Raw genomic sequence first — 24819 nt, 5'->3', positions numbered from 1 at the left:
ATCACCTGTAAATCTGTTTTAAAAATAAAATTAGCTAATGAGTCTAACTATTTGATGTGACACTCAGGTCACATCAAATTTAAAACAATTGAGACGACAATCAACATCAAGAAGCTTGATGTAATATATGAAACCGCCAAGGCATGAATGGTGCTTTTAAATCCATCCTGCTTATAAATGGCAGGCATGCCGAGACCTGAATGCTGACTACCACTGACGCAGCCGATTAAGTCGCTCGGACTCTTAATCTTGAAAATCCGATAAGCGATAGCAAATGAAAGCAGCTGTGATATCAGCACCACAGCACTACCAACTAAGGCGACCTTAATTCCACTGGCATTCATGGCATAAAACATCTTAGGGCCAAAATACAACCCCGTGATCGCGGTAAACACCAGCAGTGACACGTTGCGTACAGCATTACTGGTATCTACAGGCAGCATATCTAGCGGGTTGATCTTGTGACATGCCCAGCCCACTGCAATGCCCGAAACCAAGCTGCTCAGACCCATACTGAAATAGAGGTAAATACCGCCTATATTGAGATGCCACATGCTGATCATATAAGCCAGTACCAAACCAGCGCCAAATAAGGCCTGATTCACACCGCTGTTTGGCGAGCGCTGACTAAAGTCATTTTTAACCAGCTGCACATCGCAAGAACTGCCGGTGATCTGCAATATGTCATGGCGTTTCACCACCAAATCGGGAGTGATCTCCAGTGCCTGCTCATCTCGAAGTAACTCGGTGATACAAACACCTCTGTGTGTACTCTGATTTAAAGCGGTTTTTACCTGCTGCAATGACTGACCCACGAGTTCAGGCGTGTTGACCTGCATCAGATAGCTCTCTTCGCTAACATTGGTCTGGCTATCACAGGGAAGCTCTGTTCCTAACAAATTATCGTCGAAGTAAAACAAGGCATTGTGGCGACCTGTAATGGTGATGATATCGCCTATCGCGATTGGATCCCCATCCTTAAGCCCCTGGTCACTATTACTGGCACGTGATAACTCAAAAATAATATCGATAGATGGTGCCGTCAGCTGCTGCAGGGTCTTACCCACCACAGTGCTCTCCTGGTTCACCTCAAAAACACGCCTGACTATGCTATGCGCGCTGTTGATAGGCTTACGCATGGCCGATGGTGTGGCATCGAGCAGATCGCTGCTCTCCGTCTGAAACCCCATCACCTTTGGCATAACCTTGGGGAAAAACCAAGACATCATGATCACCGGGCCTAGCACACCAAAAATAACCGTGAGCATATAGCCTAAGATAATTTCACTTTGGGCCAGATTTTTAGCGGCTTCACTCACACCAGAAAAATCACCAATAGCGTCAATGGCGGCACTAATGATTTCAGGATGAACAAAGCTGCCAGCCGTCATGCCAATTGCCATATAGAGATCCAGCTCGAATAGCCAGCTAGCAATAGCAAGGGTCGACACGGCAACGAGACTCATCAATACACTCGCTAGAAGTATAGACTTCTTGCGCAATTTCAGTGTGCTAATAAGGTGATAGCCCCCTTGGTAGCCCACCACATACATGAAAAAGCCAAAGAATACCCACCTAACGCTTGGCGTGATTTCGACACCATTTAAACCAACCAGCATGCCCACCAATAAGGTGCCCACTATGCTGCCTAAGCTAAAACGCCCTACCGAGATCTTTCCGACCAAGAACCCCAAGACCAAAGTGATCAAAATGGGGAAGTAAGGAGAAAAATTGAAAATATTTTGTAGTGTTTCCATCGCCTGACCACTTGAATGTTATAGACATGCCTTGGTGTTCAGTCATGTCTAGTTAAATTCTATTTATCGTGGCCATCGCAATCCCCTTTTGCGAACCACTCAAGTAGTGCAAAAGCTAAGCGTATAGACCTCGATTTCAGATGAATTTTATGCGCGACAATGAAACTTAGATAATCGTCTATGAAGGATGAAACCCTTCATAAAAGCCGACACATGACTTAAGTCATGCTAGAAGAATAGGTAAGAATTTGAATTACTTTAGAAAAAGTAAGGTATGAGGATAGGCCTCTGACGTTGCAGAGGCCAACCAATGTATTGTTAACTTGGTGAATCGAGCACCTTAAGGTAATCCATAATACTCTTGTAAATGACTTTCTTAACAATCATCACCTGCTTTGAATGCTGACACCAGAGTGACACGGGGACATGGACGGCTTCTTTAAGCTGATCGAGCTCAATCTCAACAATATCGTCTGAATAATATTCAGATTGGACTATGGTTCGTGGCAGCAATGCCCAGCCCAATCCCTCTTGTACCATTCTGATAATAAGTGTCTGCTGGTCCACCACTTCATACTGAGAGGAGAGGATCACCCGACTTTCCATATCATCGTCAAGCATAGATTTGAGTACAAATTGGCGGGTCGATTTCATTGCGGTGTAAGTTTCATTCGACGGCATTCGCGCCAGCTCACTATTTTCGCTGGTAAAAGGTACAAAGGCGATGCTACGCATCAACACCGCATCGATACTACTTATCACCTTACTTTCGAACACGTTGACCAGGCCAAAATGAATAGACCCGTCTTGAATCCCCTTCTTAATTTCGGCTTTCGAACGCACCAATAGATTAACCCTCATATAGGGAAATTCTTCTATGAGTGCATGACGTATCACAGTGAGCACATGCTGGGGAATAAAACTCGGATAGGCAATCGTCACCGACTCTAACGTGCCATAAGACAGACTTAACGCGACGCGATCGAAGGTACGGGTTTGTTCTATGGCTTGCTTAGCGTAGTGATAGAGTAAATCGGCATCTTGAGTAGGCTCAACAGAGCGGCCAATACGCTCAAACAAGGTGATAGCCAACTGATCTTCTAAGTTAGTGATCACCTGGCCAATCGTCGTGCGATGCTTATCTAGCTTGACGGCTGCCTTACTGAAAGACTTAAGATCATAAACAGTAACAAAAGCAAGCAGTTGTTCTAAGCTAAAGTTCATTATTCCACTCCCTGAAAAATCTTACATGCCGCACTAATTCGCCAGCCATTCGAAAGGATATGTTGAAGCCCTAAACTAGCATATTCGTAAGTGTTTGTTTATCTGTTTTGATGGGTTTGATCCGTCATATGTGATTGTGACTTTATTTGCCAAGCCACTAACATCGCTACCCTATCAAAAATACGGTGCCATCAAACCTCGAGATGCGCCATTTTCACATACATAAGGTTAAATACAGATGAACATCATGCCCCATGAAATAGCATTAGGTGATGTCTATTTCCCCCCCTTATTGCTTGTTGGAATACTGGCTTACCTTCTCGCGGCCATGGTTACCGCTATCGGAACCCGACTTGGCTGGCACAGGTATATTGCAGTACCAGCTATAGCAGAGCTCTCAATCACCATCATCTTCGTTGGTGTGATTAGTCAGTTTATTTCAATTTTCTAATTAGGTAACAAGATGTTAAGAAAATATTTTATCACGGCGATAATCGCTATAGCGGCCATTGCGACCCTATACAGCCAGTATCAGACTTACCTTGAAAACCCTTGGACCAGAGATGGCCAGGTGCGTGCCCATATTATTCAAATCACGCCAAGAGTCACTGGCCAGATCATCAATATGCAGATCGAAGACAACTCACAAGTTAAACGCGGTGATCTCTTGTTTGAAATCGATCCAAGTATTTACCAGGCCAGCCTGAATAAGGCGATCGCCAATGAGAAACAGGCGGCCACACTAGTGGATAAGGCAAAAAACGAGGCCCATCGCGCGGTGAACCTTGAAAAACTGACACCAGGTGCACAATCAGAATTAACCCTTAATAACCTGCAAAATGCCATTGATACGGCAGAGGCCAACCTATTGATGGCCAAAGCACAGGTCGAGGAAGCCAGATTAAACCTGCAGTACACCAAGGTAACGGCCCCTACGGACGGTTATATCACCAACCTCAACTACCGAGTCGGCTCTCAAGTGATTGCCAACAACCCTGTGGTTGCCTTGATCGACGCCTCAAGTTTTTGGATTGAAGGCTTCTTCAAAGAGACTGATCTTATGGATGTCGATGTCCAGGATAAAGCACAGGTCACCCTGATGATGCGCGACCATGCAATGCTTAAGGGTCAGGTTCAGAGTATTGGCTATGGTATTGCCAAATCTGACGGCAGTACAGGCAATGCCCTGCTCCCCAATGTTAACCCTAGCTTTCAATGGATACGTCTGGCTCAGCGTATTCCAGTAAAAATTAAGCTCGATCATCTGCCTGAAGATATGCAACTAAGAATAGGCATGACGGCATCGGTTAAAATTCTGAAGCACTAAAGTGAGACTCACATGCTCAGTTCATCATTAAAAGAAGCGATTAAGATCTCACTCGCTGTCGGGCTCACCATAGCATTGGCGCTATTTTTTCAATGGGACAAACCCTATTGGGCCGCCATCACAGTGATTGCGATTTCAGCTAATGAATCCTTCGGTCACGGCATATTGCAGGGCAAGCTGCGCATCGTGGGTACCCTCACAGGTATTTTCTTTGCGCTAGTGCTGATCAGCCTGTTTAGCCAGGACCGCATGATGTTCATCGCATGTTTCCACCTATTTTTAGGTGTGTGTGTCTTCTTTAGCAGCCATAAGCGCAACGGTTATGCCTTCACCATGGCATTTACTGCCTTTGCTATTATCGCCATGCTTGGCGGCACCAATGGTACCGCCTCATTTGATATCGCGATCTTAAGAATTCAAGAAACCATGCTAGGTGTGGTGGTGTACTCTGCTGTCTATCGCTTTATATGGCCTGTCACAACAGAGTCACTGTTTTTCGATACCCTTAAGACAGTGACTAAACAGTTTACCTTAGCCAGAAAAGCTCTGGTTGAAGCCAAGACGGATAAGCACATACTAGATGCTAAATCTGATCTCTTTGCCAATCAGCAACATATCGATAAGCTCATGGAACTGTTGGCACTTCCTTTGGCCAGCACCTACCGATTGCGCTATGAAAAAGCCAAGTGGCAGAGCGTTGCCCTGGCTTGCGATGGCATACAGGCGCACCTACTGAAGCTCGCTAAAGGGATACAGCATGAGATGGATCCTAACGATCTCGACAATGGCCTCACCCAACTTGGTCATGAGCTCAGGCTACTTAATGCAACCATCACCAATGAACAATCCAAAGACGCCGAGTTGATTCAGCACTGGACGAAGCGCGATAGCAAGCTTGATGCTAAAGTCGATGCCAAGATTGATGCCGCAGAAGCAAGAGCTGTTGCAGGAGTAGGAGCAAAGCGTAGGTTGCAGCGACAGCGTTTAACCAACGCCATCACTGCGGTCGCCAGCTCGTTAACCTGCTTCGCCCTATGGATCTACTTTGCCATACCGGGTGGTCCCATTTTTCCGCTTCTGGGCGCGGCCTTGGCTAACGCCAGTGTGCATATGCCTGTGAGCCTGATAAGACAAGCCAAATTGGCATGTCTCGCCTGGGGCGCACTGTTTCTGGTTGAGTATTGCCTGGTGTTAACTAACATCACTGAATTGTGGCAGCTTGTGGCCTTCTATAGCTTGAACACGCTATTGATTTTCACTGTTTTCAATAAGCCATCCCATGTTGTCATTCGAATCCTGGGCGGTAACATGCTACTGATCATGACCATGAATGCGCTACATGGCACGCCAAAATACGAGATCATCACACCACTGCTAATGCTGATCATAATGTTGCTTTCTTTAACTGTGGCGCGATTTTACATTCGCTTATTTAAGGCCGAGCCATTGTAGAACGCCGCCAACTCGGCTTAGATCATTGTGGATATATTTACTATTTTGGGTTGCAGCCTTATTCGGGCGACAACCCAAAATATTTTTTCACTTTTAACAAAAAAAATAACTCCCAATGGGTCTGTTTAAAGCCCTACACAGAGTAAAACATCGCTCCCCGTTAACACTCAACGAACCCCATCACACATAAAAGCCATTTAAAAACAACAAACTAGATAGAGAATAACCGATTTTACCATCCTACTGCAATTGAAGGGTTTCATCCTTCATAGGCGATTACTTAATTGTCACACCTGCTCATAAAATACCCTCATCGAATGAAGAAATCGAAACCGAGTGACTACTTCAAATCAGGTGTCAGGCAGTTTCGCAACGCTTCAACAATAAACAGTGAATCCAGATTCTGGGTTCGGCCAGTAAAAGACTAGGCAAACGGAAAGGGTAACCTACATGCAAAAGCTTCAATTTCGCACTATCAAAATGACTTCGGGTAAAGTAGCCATGCTTAAAGCGATTCCTTTGGCGCTAGCCTTATCTTTTGGCAACTTAGCCTATGCAGGTGACGATGCACTGCAAGGGGCACCTGCTGCAGTAAAAAGTGCAGAAGAATCTGTGCTAGAGCGTTACGGCATTACCGATGAGCTACTGAAACTGGGCCTAAGCTCACTGAGCTATGGCGACCAGCAAGTTGAGCACGTTAAACGCACAATTGAAATTGCTGGCGAGAAGCATGAGTCAGATGTGTTTTTAGTACAAAGCACAGACAACCGCGGCAACATAGATCTGCGCATCAAGTATGACCAAAGCAAGCTCGATGCCGATGAAGATGTGATCACTAAAATTGAAGAGATCACTAAACTGGAATACCGCTTAAAAGATTACATGGAGAGCTATGACAAGTCTTCATTAGTCGTCAATGAGATCGGCCCAGACCATGTTGAAATTCACTTCAACTACTCTAAGTATGGTTTGCCGCAAGATATTGCCTACTTCCGTTTTATGCAGGTCAAACTGACTGTGCTCGACGGCAAGGCTAGCACTATGGAGATCACTAACAACGGTAGGTCTTTCGAGTATGACGACTATCGTGTGACCGAGTATGCACAGGAAATTGCCTTCGATACTCTGCCTAATGGCAAGATCATCGTGAAGGAGAAAAACATTAAGGCCAAGGGGCAAAAAGGTAAGAAGCCAGTTAACTACGAGGCAAAACTCGAGCCTGTCGCCTTTTATGATGATGTGCTGGGTGTAATGGTCATGGACCAGGATCTCCTGTCAATCGTCTCGGATCCCCGCATCCGCGAAGAGAAGGTAGATCTGGACAGACTCTTCCCAATCTTGGGTGACTTCGTACGTCAACGCGGCATAGATGTACCGCTGCCATTCGGTGTCTCGGTAGCCTACCGCAACCAGGATATGGATGTCGGCTTCAACAGTTTTGACATCATGGGCGTTAACCTAGATGAGTTCTTCGACCCAGAAAGCTCAATCGGTACAGTAAATGCTGAAAGCTACTCATTACGAGCTGACATCAACATTCTGCCCTTCTGGAACGTGTTCGGCTATATCGGCAAGGTGAATGTTGATGCCGTGGTGGATGCCCACTATACAGGCAAGATGAAGGATGTGTTCGAAGACAAACTGGGCGTCGTCGGTGGCAAGCTGGCTTGTGCCGCTGTCGAGAGTCAAGGGGTAGATATCTGCTCACCTGGTGAGTTGAACGTCCCGCTGCATCTTGAATATGACTTGGTCGGCGTGGGTACTACCTTGTCGGTAGGTTACAAAGAGTTCTTTGCCTCGGTCACCGCGAGCTATAGTAAGACGCGTATGCAAGGTACAGGCAAATGGGGCGATGGCATCTTAACCGTTCAACCTATGCTGGGTTATCAGTTCCTTGACTACCGCGCGCAGGTCTTCGTCGGCGCCGAATATCAAGGTCTCAAGCCTAACATGGAAGGCACTTTAGGCATCGATATTGGCGGCCAGGAGTTTAACTACAACGTAGGTGTTGAGATAGATAAGTGGGCCTACTTAATCGGTTTTAACAAGCAGATTGGTAAAAACTTAAATTTTACCGCCCTATACAACAAAGGTGAAACCAGAAGCGCCTTCACCCTAAACCTGGGCTACCGCTTCTAAACAGTCAACAAACTATCAACGACTCAATCTATCCGGTTGAGTCGTTTTTTTTATTTGTTGTCCACACTTTGCAACTCTCGCGAAGCTAACCCTCTACTTCGCTCGTGATCCACAAGAACCAGCGATTTGCTAAGTGACAAGGTCGCGTAAACCTCTCACCTGCTAGTACTTATCACAATCAATTTAGAGAGGGTTCAATCCTTCATACACGATTATTGCCTGGTCATAAAGCGTACTACTATAGCCCCATCAAATGAGCCACTGCTCATCCTATGCAGATATTTGGAGTCAAAAATGACAATGTTTTCACGCTCAGCCTTAGCCGTACTTATTTCGCTATCGTTAGCCGCTTGTGGTGGCGATGATGATAAATCAGGTGGCAACCAGCCAGTTCCTGAAGTGCCAGCTGTCGAGCCGCTGCCACCTCAGCAGATCACTGTACAGATTGGCGATCACAGCCTTACTGCCATGAAAGAATCTGTTGTCGTCGACGATATCGAAGGCGAAGCTGCACGGGTCGAGCTTGAAGCCTTTAAAGGCATCCCTTATGCCAATGCTGCTCGATTTGAACACAGTCAGCTCAATGCCCTAGACACAGTGACGGATGCCACTGAGTTCGGCAACGCCTGCCCGCAAAACCGCGACACCATCCAGGCTCAGTCAGAGGATTGCTTAAACCTCAACATCTGGCGTCCTGAAGATACCGATGCATCTGCTGCTCTACCTGTCTATGTCTTCATTCACGGCGGTGATTTTGAAGTCGGCTCAGGTGCCGATCCTCTGGTTCAGGCTGACAATGTCGTTGCCCAAGGCGCACTCGATGGCAAACCTTTTATTGCTGTGACCATCAACTATCGTCTCGGTATTCTAGGTAGCTACTGGCTTGATGGTACCAAAATGCCAGAAGGCGGAAACTTTGGCTTAGGCGATCAGAAGCGAGCACTGCAGTGGGTGAACGAAAACATCGACCTATTTGGCGGCGATCCTGATAACGTCACACTTATCGGTCAGGAAGCGGGCGCTATGTCTGTGGGCATTTTGCAGCAAAGCCAGACCCAAGAAAACATTGCAGGCACCTACTTTCAACGCGCCATTATGCAAAGTAACGCCTATGGATTTGATTACAAATCCTATGGTCAGGCACAAACATTTAGCCAGAAGCTAGCACAATATAGCGAAGCGCTGCATCAAAATGATACCGAGTTGGCAGAGCTGACTCTGGAGCAGCTGATGCAGGTTCAAACCAAAGCCACTGGACTGTTACACACAGTTGGCGCCTGGTCTGGCATCGACTGTATTGATACTGACGATCTGGTTGGCAGCGGCCTATGTTTCGCCGGTAAGCTAGACAGCGAAATGACACCTCAGCATCATTTGAAGCCATTTGCGCCCTACGTAGAGTATCGTGCTAAGGGGTTCTTGAAGCCTGAAATCAGCGGCCACCACCTCACCACTCAGCCGGCACAAACCGAATATACAGTACCTACTGTGGTTGGTTTTAACAGTAACGATGGCGCAACAACCAGCTTTTTGCCAAGCCTAACCTCGTTGATCCCAACGCTCATTGAGTTGATCAAAGAGATGAATAATGCCCCTGAGGGCACAGAGCCATCGGCGCAGGCCATTCAAACCTGGCTTGCTTCTCAAGACAACCTTGACCAACTGGAGCAGCGCTTGATGCAGCTAACACCAGAGCAGGTTGCCACGCAGGTAGAGCTTGGCGATATCCTGCCAGGCAGCGCCTACGAGGCCATAGTGAAATTCTTCTTTGGCCTGGGCAATGGTGAGTTGGCTAACCAGTTGTTTGCATTAACCGATTACGCCCCTAACAACGAGAGTAACCTCTCGGGCGCTGTGGCAAACATGGCACAGTTTGGTCAACTGACTAACGACTTACTCTTCAGTGGCCCGGCTCGCATTAAGGCAAAGCAGAGCAGCGACAAGGGACAGGTGGCCACTAGCTTGTATCAATTTGACTATAAGCCAAGCTTCAATAGCTGGACTGTATATAACGAAGGGGAAGCCATTCACCCAGGTGATATGTTCAGATCAACTAGCTGCTTAGGCAAAATATGTACGGGTGCAGAGCTGCCGTTCACCTTTAATAAGCCTTACAACTTGGCCGGTAGCCAGGTGAAGCCAAGTGTTAAAGACACGCTACTGATGAACAAGATGTCACGTATCTGGTTTAGTGACGAGCTATTCGCCGACTATCAATATGATACTGCGACTGACAATGTGCTCAGCATCAATAAGGACGGTGAGATCTCAACGATCACCGACTGGGATGCCCAACAAAATGTTGGCGTAGATCCAGAGCTTAGAAAAGGCCGCCTAACCGGTCTAGAGCAGCTCGGTCTAATCATGAGCTATTTCGACAAGTAAGCCTTAACTCCCCTTTCTTAAGGCTGACTGGCAAATCGCCAGTTAGCCTTAAAAGCCGAATTAGGACTAGAAAGCCGATGATAAACAAATCTTTATACCGCACAGCAAGCACACTTTTGCTGTCATTATGCGCCCTGGTACTCACGGGATGCGCCAGCTCCTTCCCAGAGGTGGAGCCCACATTCGAGTCAGATTGGCAGTCTCAGCCCCATCAGGCACAGGTGTATCTGATCCCTAAGGCAAGTGAAGCGCTTGCGCGACGCATAGAGGCGATTCGCCATGCACAGCACAGTATCGATATCACCTATTTTTCCTGGAACAAGGATCTCTCAGGTCTGTCGCTACTCAGCGAGTTGAAGCAGGCGGCTGATAGGGGAGTAAAGGTTCGCATCGTCTTAGATGATCTACTGGTGTTCAATGAAACTTGGTTGGCAGAGCTGGGCCATCATGAACAGATGGAGATCCGCATCTTTAACCACTTCAATTCTCGTAAGGCGGGTTGGTTAGGTCGTAGCATCGACTTTCAACGCCATAGGGGGCAGCTGGATAATCGACTGCATGAAAAATATTTCAATGTCGATGGTCAGCTGATGATCTTGGGCGGGCGCAATATCGGTGATGACTATTTTGGTTACAGCCAGGACGCTAACTTTTTCGATTTAGATGTAGTCTTTAAAGGCGATATTATTCAGCCATTTATGGCTAACTACAAACAACTGTGGAATAGTGATCTTGTGACCCCTGTTACGATGCTGATTAAGACCAAAGAAGCTGGCAGCTACCACCAATTTAATCAGGCATTGGAACATGCTCAAGCAGAAGATACTCAAGTCGTTGAGGCGATTGCTAGCTCGCTAACCTCACTACCTGCCATGAGCTTTATTGATGCCAAGGTCACGCCTGTCTTCGACTCGCTAGAGAAAGTAAAAGACAATAAGCCTTATTTTAGAACTCGGGTTGAACGCCTGATGGAAGAACCTATAAACAATGCAAATAAAGCCGTTATCTCAACACCTTATTTGCTGCCGACTCAAACTAAGTTCAAAATTATTGAGAGTCTGACTCAACATAACGCGGCGGTGACTCTCATCACCAACTCGTCGGCATCGAACGACTCAGCTTTCGTCCCTGCCTACTTTGAGCAATATCGTCCCCAATTATTGGAGATGGGGGTAGAGCTGTATGAATTTAAGGATAGCGCCATCAATGATGATCATCTCTATCATGGTGCAACCTACTATCACAATAAGACATTTATATTTGACGACAAACTCTCTTATATAGGTTCGTCAAATTTCGACCCACGCTCAGACTTTCTTAATATTGAGTTTGGCGTGGTGATCGATAGCCCAGCCTTTGCAGCCAAGTTGACAGACTATCTGCTGGGCAAGAAGGAACAGCTCTATTGGCACGTATCTCAAGCCGAAGACGGCACCATACGTTGGCATTCGGGTGAAGAGGTTCACGATGCCTCACCAAACTATGGTGACTGGCACAAGCTGCCTGATTGGTTTATCAGGCTGCTCGATACCGAATTCGAGCTATAAGCCTATTCATCATTAATCGCCGTGCCGGGTGACGACTGAATACAGGTCGTTGCCCGGAAAATGCCAACCTTAGCGCCTTAAACACCGTCTGCTCGCCTCTTCAAACCGCTCGCTTATCCATAATCTGGCTTTTCTGCTAGTCGTCCACACTCTGCTGTGAATGCCCTTGATTTCCAAACGTCTTACACTGGTCCCTAAAAGGGATTCGAGAGCCAGGTTCCCTCTCCTACCATTGGCACACTATTGTCTAAAAATGCATAGCACCGTACTAAAACAGGTGACTCTGTCATGCCTCACCTAACGCGCTCTTTTGGCCCTCACTCCTGTGATGCTATATCAAGGTTGAAACCTAAAATTCAGGCTTGGCCACGACTATGTTGATGGCTATGTTAATGGCTGTGTTGATGATCATCTTGATGGCTATACTGATGATCATCTTGATGACTCTCAATAAGCCTGGGCATATGACCATCAGCATCACCCAAGATGAGAAGTAAGCTAACCACAGCAGTGCAACTATGACCGCCAGTAACGGCTCTAACGGGCTAAGTCACCCACTCCATATGGCTAATTCAAACAGCTAATGCCAACTAACTCATTCCCCACAGCAAATTCTAGTAAGCTAACGCCAAACAACTCACTCGGGATCGCCAACAGGCAAGTCGGTGACAATCAAGGCCTGCCACCTCCAAGTGAGGCGCCCAATGAGTAATGCCGCTAATTAAAGACCCCCCTTCCCAAGAAACGTCCAGCACGGCAAAGCGGGTAAAGGCTAGGTCTGTAACCTGCTAGTCATTACCCCAGGCAAAGCCTGGTCACCTTGTCCACGAGGCGCCATAGCCTGGTTGGCAGTGCGTATAGCCTTTTGGTGGTGCCTATGGCCTTTGATGGCCGCGAGTATTACCTCTCGGCAAAGAGACATCCGGTTTTTTAGGCTGGGGGAAATAAGGCGCGTCTTCCATTGGGATATGGATTAATCGAGAAGCGGTCTAAAGAGCTAAATGCCTGACATGCTGAGCGATGGAAACACGCTGCGACCAGACGATGGAAGGCTGAAGAAATGAAAAACGATACTGCTCAAGCAGAGCAAGCGAGAACAGAGCAAGTTCACGGGTTAAACCAATTAGTATAAAGATGTGCTCGCTCAGCGACGATTTAGCACTAAAGGTTAGCGCTGATGAGGCAAGGCAACGAGTGAAGAGCATAGCTGAACTAGGGGCAAACTCGTTAACACAGTGTCATAAGTGCCCAATATAAGCACTTGGTCAACAAAATAGCATTCACTGGCGAAAGCCTATCGGTCGCACGCTAATCGCACCAAGGCTATAACGCCAGAGATATAATGTTAAATCCATAAGGCTGATGCCCACAAACTTAGGCCAAAAAAAAGCCCGCACTGAGGCGGGCTTTATAAAACAATGGTGACTACTTATATTCTATGACACGGGCGACGTAGTTAAATTCGCCTGAATCACCATGGTAGTCGCGATAAAGATCGACTGAGAAAAATAGCGGCTTATCCTGCTCGATACGCTGCACGATCTTATGTTCTAGGTTAGTGATATCCTTCTCGCCATACGCATACTTACCATACACATAAAACTTGCTAGTTTTCTCTAGTTTATGCGCTTTGGCCTGCTCCCTCGTGACATAGATTTCACTGAATTTCTCAGTGATGAACCCCTGATATTTGACAGACTCAAAACTAGCCTCTTCATCTATAGTGACAAAGAGTTCGGCCTCTTCCGTCACAGTCACTAGCTGCTCCATATCATGGGCCAGCTGTTTGGTTTCCAGACGATCGACGTCCTGAGCAAAAACGCTGGTACTCAGTGCGACCAAAGTCAGTGACAAGAGTGCTTTTTTCATATTAATACCTTCTTTAAGGAGTTCATTATTTATGGGCTGTATACCTAAGAAACGCATTCTCAGGACTCATCCCTAGGGGACTTCTGTTGACCAGAGTTTATTGTTGATAGCCTTGTCATGCCCATATTGGTACAAGGACTTCATGTACTCGAAGTCGAACATATCTTTCGTGGCCTTTGGCGGATTGAACTCATCGTCAACATAGGCAAACGTTAGCTCTAAACCACTCATTTCACTGAAATAAAGCATGCGATATAGATCGCCTTTCGCCTGTTGAATCGTCATGCTAGTAAGACTTCTGGTCAACAACTGAACACCCTTGTCTTCAACTGGCTCGTAGGGCATTTTCAACAGGCCATTACGGATAACATGTACCTGTGGCTTAGTGGTTAAACCGAGCGCCTTGTTGAGCTTTTGATAGTCAACATTCACTACCTCAAAGAACATCTGCACCGTCATGCCACCATCGACGTGTAACTCTTCGAGACGCTGATTATCATGCTCCACTTCAATAAACTGAGGTGGGAAAACCCCAGGAATTGATGAGCTTGCAGCTAGAATCTGGTGGATCAGACGCGCCTTGTTAGGCAAATGACTATCTGCAATTCGTCCTATGTTCCACACCACCAGCTCTTCTGAATCAAAATGAGTGGTACCGATAAACAAACGACGACCCGCTCTATGCTGCTCAGCAATCTTTTCGATCATCTCAGGGGGATAAACCTGCTCGATAAAATCAAACATCTGCTCGCCATTGGTAAAGGCATCTTTAATCAGAGTGTTCAGAAAGTTGCGCTTACCTAAGATCATCTTATCGTTGAGGCCAAGCATCACCTGCTTTAGACGTGGGATCTCTTCGCCGCCCACAAACACAAAGGGTGCGATAAGCGAGCCAGCACTGATCCCAGTGACAATGGTGTAATCTTCCAGCTGCTCACTTTCATACAAGCCATTAATAATGCCCGCACCAAATGCTCCTTTAGCGCCGCCGCCAGACAATGCGAGGATATTCAGCCTTTCACCTCTCACTTTTAGAGGGGTGGTACCATCTTCGGCATTAAATAGAAAATCAGATGCATCATCAGACCAGACACGATAAGGCTCAGAGGCCGCATCGACTTCGTTAGACGCTAAAGTTACCGCGCGGTAATTATCTTTAGTCACTCGATTCTCAAGTGTGTGCGTTGAACTACACGCCGCGAGAAACAGGCCTAAAAACATCACCATAGGCAGAGACTTAGTGTTAACCATCATTATCTCCTTACTAGGTTCACCACTCTGTAGCAGTGAATTTAAAACAACAGATGAGCCAAAGGCCCGGCTAAAGTTAGCAAATGCCCAAAGCGTTCACTGAGCACCGCAAAATTCTTGAATGGATGTATTTTAAACAACTACTAGAGAGACAATTAATCGCATTTGTAGGGTCAGACCCTACAAACAAACATCAAAGAGACGCGACCCGAAAAGGATTGAGGAAAATATTTGATGGATCCAATCATGCAAAACGGATATTGTTGATGTTAATTGGTCGGTTACATTAGACAATTCGGATACGTTTGAACCTATAGGTCAATTATGAACAGAAAAACCTTGTTAATGAGTGCAACACTACTACTATCAGTCTCTGCCTACACTCATGCCAATATCATAGTCGACACAAAAAATGTTGATACCAACCAATATCATGCTGATATGTATGAATGTGAACAGCTTAGTCAGCAAATAGAGCATTCTGAATCAAAGTCTTTAGGCCATGACCTGCTGGGCTCTGCCGCGAAAGGGGCGGCAATCGGCGCGGCTGGCGGTGCAATATCTGGTGGAAGCGGCTCTAATGGTGCAAAAACTGGCGCAGGGATAGGTATTATTGGTGGCGCCTTAAAACATGGGGCAGAAAAACGTCGAGCGGAACAGAATTTTGAGCAGCAAACGCAAAATGTCATGCGTAACTGCATGGTAGGCAGAGGTTATACTGTACTGAACTAATGCACCTCATTGTTCTATTTATCAACCTGATTCATAGGGATCTGCAAACAGCGATCTCTATGAGTAGATAAATCGACTAAATGCGACGTTGAGTAACACGCTGACGAAGAGGTTATCTATAAGCCTGAATGAAACAGCGCCAGAATAATCTCTGACGCTGCTTGAAGACAATCCAGAAGGATAGCCTTTAGAAGCGATAGCCAAAGCTGACCGTTACAGCATCACGGGTTTCACCAAAGTTATACAGTGCTGTAATGTTATAGTGTCGGCCGATTTGCTTGTTGAAGCCAACCAAATAAGCCCACTCATTTATTTTTACACCCACATCATATTCAAAATCACCTTCTAATGCCTCCACGTAACCTAAGTTACCGTTAAGACGAGAGTCGATTCCTTGATATTCCGCACCTACCAAAATTTGCGCTCGGTAGTCTACCAACTGGTAGCCAATCATAGGTTGTACCACCAATAAGGAGTCTCCCCATGAGCTCTGGCCCTCTAAACGCGTCTTAGAAACGGTAGCATTTAATGTGGCAAAGAATTCCCGATAGCCAATCGCTAAGGTGGTACCTACACCCACTAAATCGTAATCCAACTCCAGAGGAATGCCTAACCGAGTCTCATCACACAAGGGGAGTCCATCATCGGCCAGGGACTCACACAATGCGTCACCCAGTTTCAAAAAATCCCCATTAAGACGATCACGGATCTCATTCATCGTCGCTGCTGTGTACTGCGCATCGATATCTGCCCGCACCTTGATCTTGCCTAGCAAAGCATAAACGTTCCAAAAGGGTAAAATAAACACATCACCACGAAGCGAAACACTCTCTGCCGTTACAGAAGCAAAGCTTTTACTTGGGTCAAAGTCTTTATCTAAGTTTTGATAGCCAAGTTTGCCCAGGCCTAGATTGAAGGTATCAAAACCTAAATCCATCGTTTGATTGCGGTACGCTATAGAGATGCCATAGGGAAGCGGTAGATCAATACCCTGCTTTCGAACGAGATCGGCCATCAAAGGGAAGGTTCGATCGAGTGCTATTTTTTGCTCTCGAATACGGGGATCGGAGACGACTTTAAACAGCTCCTCATTCTTCACTTCGATACCAGTCACATCATCATAGAAAACCACAGGTGTTGTGGTCACTTCCAGTTTTGCGGGTTTGCCTTTAAAGGTACCCTCGGCAATGACCGATTTTGTTTTGACGTACAGGGAACCATCACTTAGTTTGTCGAAGATGATCTCTTGATGATAATCACTGATGTTATAGCGTCCATACTCGAATGGCGCTGAATTCACGACAACCATTTTTTGCGGTTGACGATCAACCACATGAATATTGACTTTCATAAAACGAAAGTAAGCAACATCTTGAGGCAGCGCATATTTTGAGTAATTGAAACTCACAATTGCCGTTCTATCATCAATATCTTTAACCACGATAGAAGCAGCATCATAATTATCGGCATACTGACGTAACTTATATTCAGTTCGTGACAGATATTCTATTGAGTCAATTACATCGCCATCATCGACTAGGGAAAGGCCGTCTTCATCTTGGGAAAGTTGATCCGGAAAATATTTTACTCTCAGATCAATCACACCCTTCTCATTGGTTGTCTGAACTAAATAGAAAGAGGATTTAGCGGCTTCACCATCAATTGTGGTGATCTTCTCAACATGCTCAACAATATGATCTCCCTGCGTCAGAGAGCTGATGCCATATTTAGGCAAATGGTTAGGTATGCCATATTGTTCGAAAACGGTTTCTGCAGTCGCTGTTGAATACGGCAATGCGAAGTAACCCAAGACTATGGCAAACGCTCGAATGCCATTTTTACTCATCAATGCACATTGAACACGCTGATAGATTAAGCAGATAAAGTTAGCCAAAGTCTACATCTCCCTGTTAACTAATAAATGATGGTGTGAGAGAAACATTTTTCATAATCAATAACTTAATATTGGTATGCCAACTAATTGTAGATCGCTCATAGATACATTGCATCAACAATTACAACAGATTGGTGAAATCCGCATAAATGAACAAAGACTTTTCAAGAACGATATAAAGTATCAGTTCAAGGTGCTAACCAAGCGATGAAATGTTGCTCTTTTAGAGGATAAAGAGATCTTCTCACCAATCGATTGCAGGTGAAGTGATACAGCTAACAGTAAAAGAAGAAACTAAATTGATATTAATGTGAACGATTCAATTTCAACTTAAGTTCGGGCAATTGCGCTTGCATCGCTTCATAACCCACCTGCAGGGCTTCCCTGCGTGTTTCTTCATCACCAAAATTAACTAAGCTAGGGTCTGGAGCCGTTGGCACTAACACGATATCTGCGCTGTGGAGTTCATCTTTAGCGATAATACAGCTTTGAAGCCAAAAGGTGTTGGTCATCGCATCTATTGCACTGTAGTCCAGTGGAGGCGGTATACTGCAAAAGACATCGATACCGATAACGATATCGGCCCCCAGCTGCCGAGCAGCGTATACGGGAACCAGTGAAAGCACTCCACCATCAACCAGAATATCGCCATGGTGATAAATCGGTACAAAGGCGCCGGGCACGCTCGATGATGTTTGTACCGCCTGGCCTATATCACCAGCTGTAAACACTACCGCTTTGTGCTGAGTTAAGTTGGTGGCGACAATACCTGTGGTGATGGGCAGCTCTTGAATATCATCATAGCCAGTCTGCTTATTGACCCACTCAGCCAACGCCTTGCCTTTTAACAGACCTGCACCCGAAAAATTGATATCGATAATGTCGTGTTCGTTGAATTCGAATATTTTACGTTCTATGTCGGCGTATTCATTACTACTGTAAAGCGCCGCCGCAATTGAACCGATAGATGTCCCGGTGACGATATCGGCTTTAATTCCCGCTTCTTCAAGCGCCTTAATGACGCCAAGATGCACTAAGCCGCGCGCTGCACCGCCGCCAAAGGCGATTGCCAGCTTAGGTTTATGCGCTATAGAGGCTTGCTCTTCAATGGGTGTAACCGACACAGCAGGCAGCTTAATCTCTTGGGCTGTAAGCTCGTCATATTGATTTACACTCGAGCATCCATATGTTCCCACACACAACAAAGCGACAATGAGTCCTTTGTACATCTGTTGCCAAACTGGAGCATTACTCATCATAAGTTCTCAGTATTAGTTCTCTGTATCATCAGTTTTCAGCATCTCCAGGTCTTTGCTGTCCTGCTCTTTGGCATATTGTGCAATCACAGGAAACTGTGGATGTTCAATTCGCGTAGACCAGATTGCCGCGGGAATATGGTTAAAGGTCTCTGCATAGCTCGCATCTATCTCTAGCACTAGCTTTGCAACATCATCTAATTCAACCGACTCCACATTGGCAGGTAAGGAGATCACTGTCGGTGATGCATCGGCAAGATGCTGCAAGTCAGGATACTGGTCCGCCAATGCCTTAGGCAGTAGATAGGGAACCTGACGATCGCCAAGGTCGTAGTGACGCTGTAAAACCATATACTTATTTGGGATCGGCTCCTGCGAGTTCCACCATATCCCATCTACCGCCGCCAACACGGCCTTAGACTCAGCCTTCTCGACAATTCCCAGCTCTTTTAAGGTCGCATTTAGCCACAAGCTGGCGTTTTGGTTGTAATCGGTTTCACTTAAGACTTTATGTTGCTTGATTAAATTAAGCGTAATCTTGGCGCCCAACATATTGGAATAGAGATCTTCGAGCGAGTATGCCGAAATGGTTTCTGGCCACCCAGAAAAGCTCGCATATCCATGCCACTGCGCGATCTCGTGAGACTCAGCTTTAAAATACGCTAGACGTGCAGCCAAGTGTGCCGCCACTAGCCATTTTTGCTCATCGTTGAGTCGCAACACATCGAAAGCCTTCATTTCGATATATCTAGGCCCAAGCTCGGCGGGCAGCTCGATACGATGGTCATTTCCTAAATTGCTCAGTATTTCGAAAAATAAGCCTATCGTGTCATCAGCGGTATCGCGTACATGCGCCAGGTCGATAAAACCGCCTTTCGCCGAATATAAAATGCCGTTGCTTTCACCGCCACCATGGCCGAGTGCCGATGACGAGGAAGGTGTGTAATGATAGATACCGCTTGCAAACTTATGTGGACCGATATGCTCAAGTCCCACAACATTACGCAGTCTGAAAAAAGGGATGGGAACAGACCCAAGATTAACCTTCTGCATATCACCAAATGCACAGCAGGGACGCACATTTTGAGGCACGGTTAACTGCGGCAAGTTGGAGCCAGTCATATTCCAACGTTTAGTCGCCGGTTGCTCGACGGTCAGCATTTCTGCCACCTCATCTGACGTCGGCTCAGAATGAATTTGCCAACTGTTAGCCGCACAGCCCGCGAGTAGATAACATGCACTCAGTGCATAAAAATAACGTAAAAACATACGGTTCATATCTATTAAAACGCTTCGTTAATGGCAAAATAAAAACCACTCTGGTCATTACCAAAGCCCATATCCAATCGCAAATTGACTCTTTGCTTAATCTCAAATCGATAGCCAAGGCCAACAGTATAGAGCCAACTGTCTTGACCTAAATGATCAAACTCATCGGCCAAGGTACCCGCCCCTAACCAGTACACCATTCCATGGCGGCCGGTTATTGGCTGACGATACTCCAACTGAGAGATAAGCATGTTCTTATCTCGGTATTGGCCTTGTTCGTAACCACGTAAAGCTCCGGCCCCACCTAATAATGCCATCTGATCCCAGCTGACCTCGCCAAAATTAGACTCTGCGCGCAACTGCCAAGCGAGCACACCGGGAACCACTGACAAAGTGTAGTATTCGCTGTAATTCAACTTTACACGTTCAAAATCATTGTCTGAGCCTAACGCTGTACTGAAATTATGATACTCAAGCTCAACCAATCGCCCTTTCGACGCATTAAGCGCAAAATCTCTTGAATCGTAGGTCACGCTAACTAAACCGCCAAGGTTATTCTGTGTTTCAGGAAACTGGGCAATGCCATCGCCAAGCCAGGGTAACTCGACCTGCTGGAGCTCAATGTTAGCGGCCTCATTATGGGAGAATGTCATCCCTAGGCCTAAGTAGGTATAAGGGAATATCCTCGCCATTCCCGTCACTCCGGCAGAATAGGTACGGCGATCATAATCGACACGGCCATTGTGCTTGCCAGCATCAATGCCCAGTCCATGAAAGACATCAGGGGAATCCGTTAATTCTACATCGGCAAACAGGCGGTATTTATCATTGATCAGGTAGTTTGCATTGCGCACAGATACGCCATAGGCACCATTGATTGAGCCGAAACCATTAATGGTTATTGAACTTGGCTGAGAGACCGCATCATTGAGATCTAGCTTGTATAAACCAACCGCCGACACGCCGATACCGAACTTCTTCTCTGGTGTATAGAAAGGTCCCGGCATCACACTCCAGTCAACGCCCTTTTCTGGGTTAAACTGACCATCGGCACCTAACTCCAACAAAAATTTCTCTAGCCAATTCTGGTATTTCTGATACAGAGTCAACTCAGGTTCTTCTGTTGGCTCCTCACTGGCTGCAACAAAGCTCATGCTTGATGTGAATATGGACAAGCTAATAACAAGCATTACTTTTTTAATCATATCAGCACCTTAAAATCGACGTCCCAGTGCTATAAAGAGGGTCTCACGCTCACCAAATCCAGCCTCCATTAAGATATCCCAATCGCGATTAAAGGCATATTGGAAACCTAAGATACCATTCCAGTTTTCATCTGCACTTTGGCTAACGGCAAAGCCCGCTTCAGGACTTAGTGTATCGATCAAGTCCACCACCTGTGGCGGAAGATTTAAACTTTTCAGATCACCGGATAATTCTTGCTGAACATCTTGATACATGGCGCCCACAAACACCCTCAACTCACGACCGCCGTCGAACTCCCAACGGTAGCCTACGCGAGGAGCCCCCACTAAGGTTTTAATATTGCCATTAATGGCGGCAATACTGGTGTAGGTGTAGTTAATGTCTACCAAAGCAAACCAATTGCCTACGCCACCTGCCAAGGTAGTGCCTATACCATAGGTTCCACCATCCATATCCAATTGAAAAGTAGCGTTATCCGGCAAATTGGCTCCTGCAGTATCGAGCAGTAGGCATAAGGCTTTATTGCCAATACCAGGCACCGATGTGGCGTCACAATGCAAAGAAGTAATGTTAGCGGTACTGGTTCCTTCGGTGTAACCAATAATGCCGTATAGATTCATAAATGGAAAAATCCACACATCGCCTCGCAGCGTAACATTTGACCCTTTAAAATCAGCATGTGTGGCGTCGATATCTATGGCTTCGAGTACCGGATGCCCCGTCAGATCAATGCTATTGACCGTAACAGGATTGCTCATATCCATATAAGAAAGTGAAATACCATAAGGTTTTGGTAGGGTATAACCGCGCGCCTCTGCTTCCTCCCCCCAAATGGGAAAAAATGATTGCTGGGCAACACTCAATGGGGCAAAGAAGACAAGTAAAGACAGTAAAACCTTTATCGGCACCATGATATTCCTCCTAAAGATACACCTCTGACAACTGAAGCATACAAATTATTATTGATATTCATTAAACTCTGCCAGAAGCAAACATGACTTTTGTCGATGTCATACAGACTTGGCGATCAGTATTTAGCTCAAGTATCGCACACTTAGCGATTGAAACAGTGATGATGCTATGTCTTTGCAGCGCACCTCTCAAGATAGCGGTAAATTCAAGGCGCCAGCTTTACTAACAAACTCTCTCCCCCTAGAAGGATAGCAAAAAAGCCTAGGTATTCAGCGATATTGCTATTTTCTTATCCAAAATAAATACGCCAGACTGACCGAGCCCTTACCACCTGTTACCTTCAGTGACCAAGGCGAACAAGCTGAAAAGCTAGCATGGGTGTTTTACAGGCATATGGCCAACAAAATCATAATGACCTTAATAAGCAATCATTCTAGGCCAGCATAAAAAAGCCCCAGACACATTCATGTCCGGGGCTAGTAACTTAAGTTGCACCCTTATGGTGCAAACCCAAATTAAGCGTCTTTTGAGGCGCGGCTAGCACGCTTACGATCGTTTTCGGTCAGGTGACGCTTACGCACACGAATGCTTAGCGGGGTCACTTCTACCAATTCGTCGTCATCGATAAACTCAAGCGCCTGCTCAAGGGTCATCTGAATATGCGGTGTCAGTACCTGAGCTTCGTCGGTACCAGAGGCGCGCATGTTAGTCAGCTGCTTACCTTTCAGACAGTTCACTGTCAGATCGTTAGCACGAGAGTGGATACCCACTACCTGGCCTTCATAAACCTCGGCAGCGTGACCAATCATCAGACGACCACGGTCTTGCAGACCGAACAGAGCAAAGGTTAGTGCCTTACCAGTAGCGTTAGAGATCAACACACCGTTTTGACGCTGACCAATGTCACCGCCCTTCACTGGACCGTAATGGTCAAATGAGTGGTAGATAAGACCCGTACCCGAAGTGGCTGTCATGAACTCGGTTTGGAAACCGATTAGACCACGGCTAGGAATGATGAAATCGATACGTACACGACCCTTACCGTCTGGCTGCATGTCACGCATGTCGGCCTTACGAGTACCTAGCTTCTCGATCACCGCACCTTGGTGTTCTTCTTCAACATCCACGGTCAGAGTTTCAAATGGCTCGCACTTCTCGCCGTCGATATCTTTGATGATCACTTCTGGACGTGAAACCGCTAGCTCGTAGCCTTCACGACGCATGTTTTCGATCAGGATAGACAGGTGAAGCTCACCACGGCCCGATACGCGGAAACGGTCTGGGCTGTCAGTTTCTTCGACGCGCAGTGCCACGTTGTGTATCAGCTCCTGCTGCAGACGCTCAAGAATGTTACGTGATGTCACGTACTTACCTTCTTTACCTGCAAATGGAGAGGTGTTGACCTGGAAAGTCATGGTCAGTGTTGGCTCGTCCACAGAAAGAGGCGGCAAGGCTTCAGCGCTGCCTACGGCACATACTGTGTCAGAGATCTTCAGTTCACCCAGACCGTTAATTGCTACGATGTCGCCAGCATTAGCTTCAGTCACTTCGTGACGATCCAGACCCATGTAACCCAGAACCTGGCCAATCTTACCGTTACGAGTCTTACCATCGGCACACACAACAGTAACCTGTTGGTTTACCTTGACGCTACCACGCTTGATACGGCCAACGCCGATAACGCCTACATATGAGTTGTAGTCCAGCTGAGAGATCTGCATCTGGAAAGCACCTTCGGCATCAGCATCCGGTGAAGAAACCTTCTCAACGATGGTTTCGAACAGCGGTGTCATGTCGGTACCTGTGTCTTCAGGATCCAGAGTCGCGAAACCGTTGAGTGCAGAGGCGTATACGATCGGGAAGTCCAGCTGCTCGTCGGTTGCACCTAAGTTGTCGAACAGATCGAATACCTGGTCGATAACCCAATCAGGGCGCGCGCCTGGACGGTCGATTTTGTTGATCACTACGATAGGCTTAAGGCCCTGTGCGAAAGCTTTCTTGGTCACGAAACGTGTCTGTGGCATTGGACCATCGACCGCATCAACTAGCAGTAACACACAGTCAACCATAGAAAGTACACGTTCAACCTCACCACCGAAGTCGGCGTGACCTGGGGTATCAACGATATTAATACGATAATCGTTCCACTTGATGGCAGTATTTTTCGCCAGAATCGTGATTCCACGCTCCTTCTCAAGATCGTTGGAATCCATCACCCGCTCAGCGGCCTCTCCTCGAGTCTCAAGGGTTCCAGACTGTGCCAGCAACTTATCAACCAGGGTCGTTTTACCATGGTCAACGTGCGCAATAATGGCGATGTTACGTAAATTCTCTAACACGGATAAACCTCTTACCATCAAAAAAATAGGGTATTGATAACAGCTCTAATAATAGCTGTTGCAATAAAAAACGTGCCATTCTACTCTAGCAGAGGGCTCTCGCACAGGATTATTTTTTAGTCAGCATGAATAGTCAGGTTTATCTTGGTGCGCACCATCTTGGTGACCGCACCAGCAGGGTGCAAGCAATGCACCTTAATGGTGCAAACGTGCGATTCCCGTCACTGACCATCTTTATTGTTCCTATAAAAATCAATACT

17 protein-coding genes are annotated in these 24819 nt (G+C 46.4%); 7 read left to right on the top strand and 10 right to left on the bottom strand.

Annotated elements, in window-relative coordinates; translation table 11 throughout:
• Positions 1 to 68 precede the first annotated feature (68 nt).
• Together L2712_RS13355 and L2712_RS13350 are read right to left on the bottom strand one after the other, a co-directional pair.
• A complete protein-coding gene (locus L2712_RS13355) occupies positions 69 to 1757 on the bottom strand; it encodes an aspartate-alanine antiporter-like transporter (RefSeq protein ID WP_248978060.1) in 1689 nt (562 codons plus the stop codon).
• Positions 1758 to 2075: 318 nt separating this feature from the next.
• Positions 2076 to 2981, bottom strand: a complete 906-nt coding sequence (locus L2712_RS13350) for a LysR family transcriptional regulator (RefSeq protein WP_248978059.1) — start codon at positions 2979 to 2981, stop codon at positions 2076 to 2078.
• A 238-nt stretch (positions 2982 to 3219) separates the two neighbouring features.
• On the opposite strand from L2712_RS13350, the gene L2712_RS13345 reads away from it, so the two are divergent.
• The 6 genes from L2712_RS13345 to L2712_RS13320 all read left to right on the top strand — a co-directional run bounded on the left by L2712_RS13345 (position 3220) and on the right by L2712_RS13320 (position 11831).
• Positions 3220 to 3432 (top strand): DUF1656 domain-containing protein, encoded by a 213-nt coding sequence (locus L2712_RS13345; RefSeq protein WP_033539287.1) that lies wholly within the window; start codon positions 3220 to 3222, stop codon positions 3430 to 3432.
• Positions 3433 to 3444: 12 nt separating this feature from the next.
• Complete coding sequence (locus L2712_RS13340) at positions 3445 to 4308, top strand: HlyD family secretion protein (protein ID WP_088905630.1); 864 nt, start codon at positions 3445 to 3447, stop codon at positions 4306 to 4308.
• A 12-nt stretch (positions 4309 to 4320) separates the two neighbouring features.
• On the top strand, positions 4321 to 5760 hold the full coding sequence (locus L2712_RS13335) for an FUSC family protein (RefSeq protein ID WP_248978058.1): 1440 nt from the start codon (positions 4321 to 4323) through the stop codon (positions 5758 to 5760).
• 450 nt (positions 5761 to 6210) lie between these two features.
• Complete coding sequence (locus L2712_RS13330; RefSeq protein ID WP_248978057.1) at positions 6211 to 7899, top strand: porin family protein; 1689 nt, start codon at positions 6211 to 6213, stop codon at positions 7897 to 7899.
• Positions 7900 to 8193: 294 nt separating this feature from the next.
• Positions 8194 to 10284, top strand: coding sequence for a carboxylesterase family protein (locus L2712_RS13325; RefSeq protein ID WP_248978056.1), 2091 nt, complete (start codon positions 8194 to 8196; stop codon positions 10282 to 10284).
• A 77-nt stretch (positions 10285 to 10361) separates the two neighbouring features.
• Positions 10362 to 11831 carry a phospholipase D-like domain-containing protein gene (locus L2712_RS13320; RefSeq protein ID WP_248978055.1) on the top strand — a complete coding sequence of 490 codons (1470 nt, stop codon included), beginning with the start codon at positions 10362 to 10364 and terminating at the stop codon, positions 11829 to 11831.
• A gap of 1425 nt (positions 11832 to 13256) precedes the next feature.
• Here L2712_RS13320 and L2712_RS13315 read toward each other — a convergent pair.
• Together L2712_RS13315 and L2712_RS13310 are read right to left on the bottom strand one after the other, a co-directional pair.
• Positions 13257 to 13700: a hypothetical protein gene (locus tag L2712_RS13315; protein WP_248978054.1), complete on the bottom strand. Its 444-nt coding sequence runs from the start codon at positions 13698 to 13700 to the stop codon at positions 13257 to 13259.
• Between the two features lie 72 nt (positions 13701 to 13772).
• Entirely contained in the window at positions 13773 to 14954 is a 1182-nt protein-coding gene (locus L2712_RS13310) for a patatin-like phospholipase family protein (RefSeq protein ID WP_248978053.1), read from the bottom strand.
• Between the two features lie 321 nt (positions 14955 to 15275).
• On the opposite strand from L2712_RS13310, the gene L2712_RS13305 reads away from it, so the two are divergent.
• Positions 15276 to 15683, top strand: coding sequence for a glycine zipper family protein (locus L2712_RS13305; protein WP_232479471.1), 408 nt, complete (start codon positions 15276 to 15278; stop codon positions 15681 to 15683).
• 187 nt (positions 15684 to 15870) lie between these two features.
• Here L2712_RS13305 and L2712_RS13300 read toward each other — a convergent pair whose 3' ends face one another.
• From L2712_RS13300 to typA, 6 genes are all read right to left on the bottom strand, one after another.
• Positions 15871 to 17577, bottom strand: coding sequence for a hypothetical protein (locus L2712_RS13300; RefSeq protein WP_198387088.1), 1707 nt, complete (start codon positions 17575 to 17577; stop codon positions 15871 to 15873).
• Positions 17578 to 17882: 305 nt separating this feature from the next.
• Positions 17883 to 18836 (bottom strand): patatin-like phospholipase family protein, encoded by a 954-nt coding sequence (locus L2712_RS13295; protein WP_088905638.1) that lies wholly within the window; start codon positions 18834 to 18836, stop codon positions 17883 to 17885.
• Between the two features lie 12 nt (positions 18837 to 18848).
• The gene (locus L2712_RS13290; RefSeq protein ID WP_198387089.1) at positions 18849 to 20102 is read right to left on the bottom strand and encodes a DUF4056 domain-containing protein; all 1254 of its coding nucleotides are present in this window, start codon (positions 20100 to 20102) and stop codon (positions 18849 to 18851) included.
• 14 nt (positions 20103 to 20116) lie between these two features.
• Positions 20117 to 21307, bottom strand: a complete 1191-nt coding sequence (locus L2712_RS13285) for a BamA/TamA family outer membrane protein (RefSeq protein ID WP_232479472.1) — start codon at positions 21305 to 21307, stop codon at positions 20117 to 20119.
• A gap of 9 nt (positions 21308 to 21316) precedes the next feature.
• Entirely contained in the window at positions 21317 to 22219 is a 903-nt protein-coding gene (locus tag L2712_RS13280) for a hypothetical protein (RefSeq protein WP_248978052.1), read from the bottom strand.
• Between the two features lie 516 nt (positions 22220 to 22735).
• Positions 22736 to 24559 carry a translational GTPase TypA gene (gene typA, locus L2712_RS13275; RefSeq protein WP_088905641.1) on the bottom strand — a complete coding sequence of 608 codons (1824 nt, stop codon included), beginning with the start codon at positions 24557 to 24559 and terminating at the stop codon, positions 22736 to 22738.
• Positions 24560 to 24819 lie beyond the last annotated feature (260 nt).

It is taken from the genome of Shewanella marisflavi (assembly GCF_023283925.1).
GTDB classification, from domain to species: domain Bacteria; phylum Pseudomonadota; class Gammaproteobacteria; order Enterobacterales; family Shewanellaceae; genus Shewanella; species Shewanella marisflavi.
The sequence above is the reverse complement of the archived record's forward strand: the minus strand, read 5'-3'. Positions and strand labels throughout refer to the sequence as shown.

Bases quoted from the DNA above. Each gene is read 5' to 3' on its own strand.
- L2712_RS13310 (WP_248978053.1), bottom strand. From the start codon at position 14,954: ATGATGGTTAACACTAAGTCTCTGCCTATGGTGATGTTTTTAGGCCTG.
- L2712_RS13330 (WP_248978057.1), top strand. From the start codon at position 6,211: ATGCAAAAGCTTCAATTTCGCACTATCAAAATGACTTCGGGTAAAGTA.
- L2712_RS13295 (WP_088905638.1), bottom strand. From the start codon at position 18,836: ATGATGAGTAATGCTCCAGTTTGGCAACAGATGTACAAAGGACTCATT.
- L2712_RS13290 (WP_198387089.1), bottom strand. From the start codon at position 20,102: ATGTTTTTACGTTATTTTTATGCACTGAGTGCATGTTATCTACTCGCG.
- L2712_RS13320 (WP_248978055.1), top strand. From the start codon at position 10,362: ATGATAAACAAATCTTTATACCGCACAGCAAGCACACTTTTGCTGTCA.
- L2712_RS13355 (WP_248978060.1), bottom strand. From the start codon at position 1,757: ATGGAAACACTACAAAATATTTTCAATTTTTCTCCTTACTTCCCCATT.
- L2712_RS13315 (WP_248978054.1), bottom strand. From the start codon at position 13,700: ATGAAAAAAGCACTCTTGTCACTGACTTTGGTCGCACTGAGTACCAGC.
- L2712_RS13285 (WP_232479472.1), bottom strand. From the start codon at position 21,307: ATGATTAAAAAAGTAATGCTTGTTATTAGCTTGTCCATATTCACATCA.
- L2712_RS13325 (WP_248978056.1), top strand. From the start codon at position 8,194: ATGACAATGTTTTCACGCTCAGCCTTAGCCGTACTTATTTCGCTATCG.
- L2712_RS13335 (WP_248978058.1), top strand. From the start codon at position 4,321: ATGCTCAGTTCATCATTAAAAGAAGCGATTAAGATCTCACTCGCTGTC.
- L2712_RS13345 (WP_033539287.1), top strand. From the start codon at position 3,220: ATGAACATCATGCCCCATGAAATAGCATTAGGTGATGTCTATTTCCCC.
- L2712_RS13305 (WP_232479471.1), top strand. From the start codon at position 15,276: ATGAACAGAAAAACCTTGTTAATGAGTGCAACACTACTACTATCAGTC.
- L2712_RS13280 (WP_248978052.1), bottom strand. From the start codon at position 22,219: ATGGTGCCGATAAAGGTTTTACTGTCTTTACTTGTCTTCTTTGCCCCA.
- L2712_RS13350 (WP_248978059.1), bottom strand. From the start codon at position 2,981: ATGAACTTTAGCTTAGAACAACTGCTTGCTTTTGTTACTGTTTATGAT.
- L2712_RS13340 (WP_088905630.1), top strand. From the start codon at position 3,445: ATGTTAAGAAAATATTTTATCACGGCGATAATCGCTATAGCGGCCATT.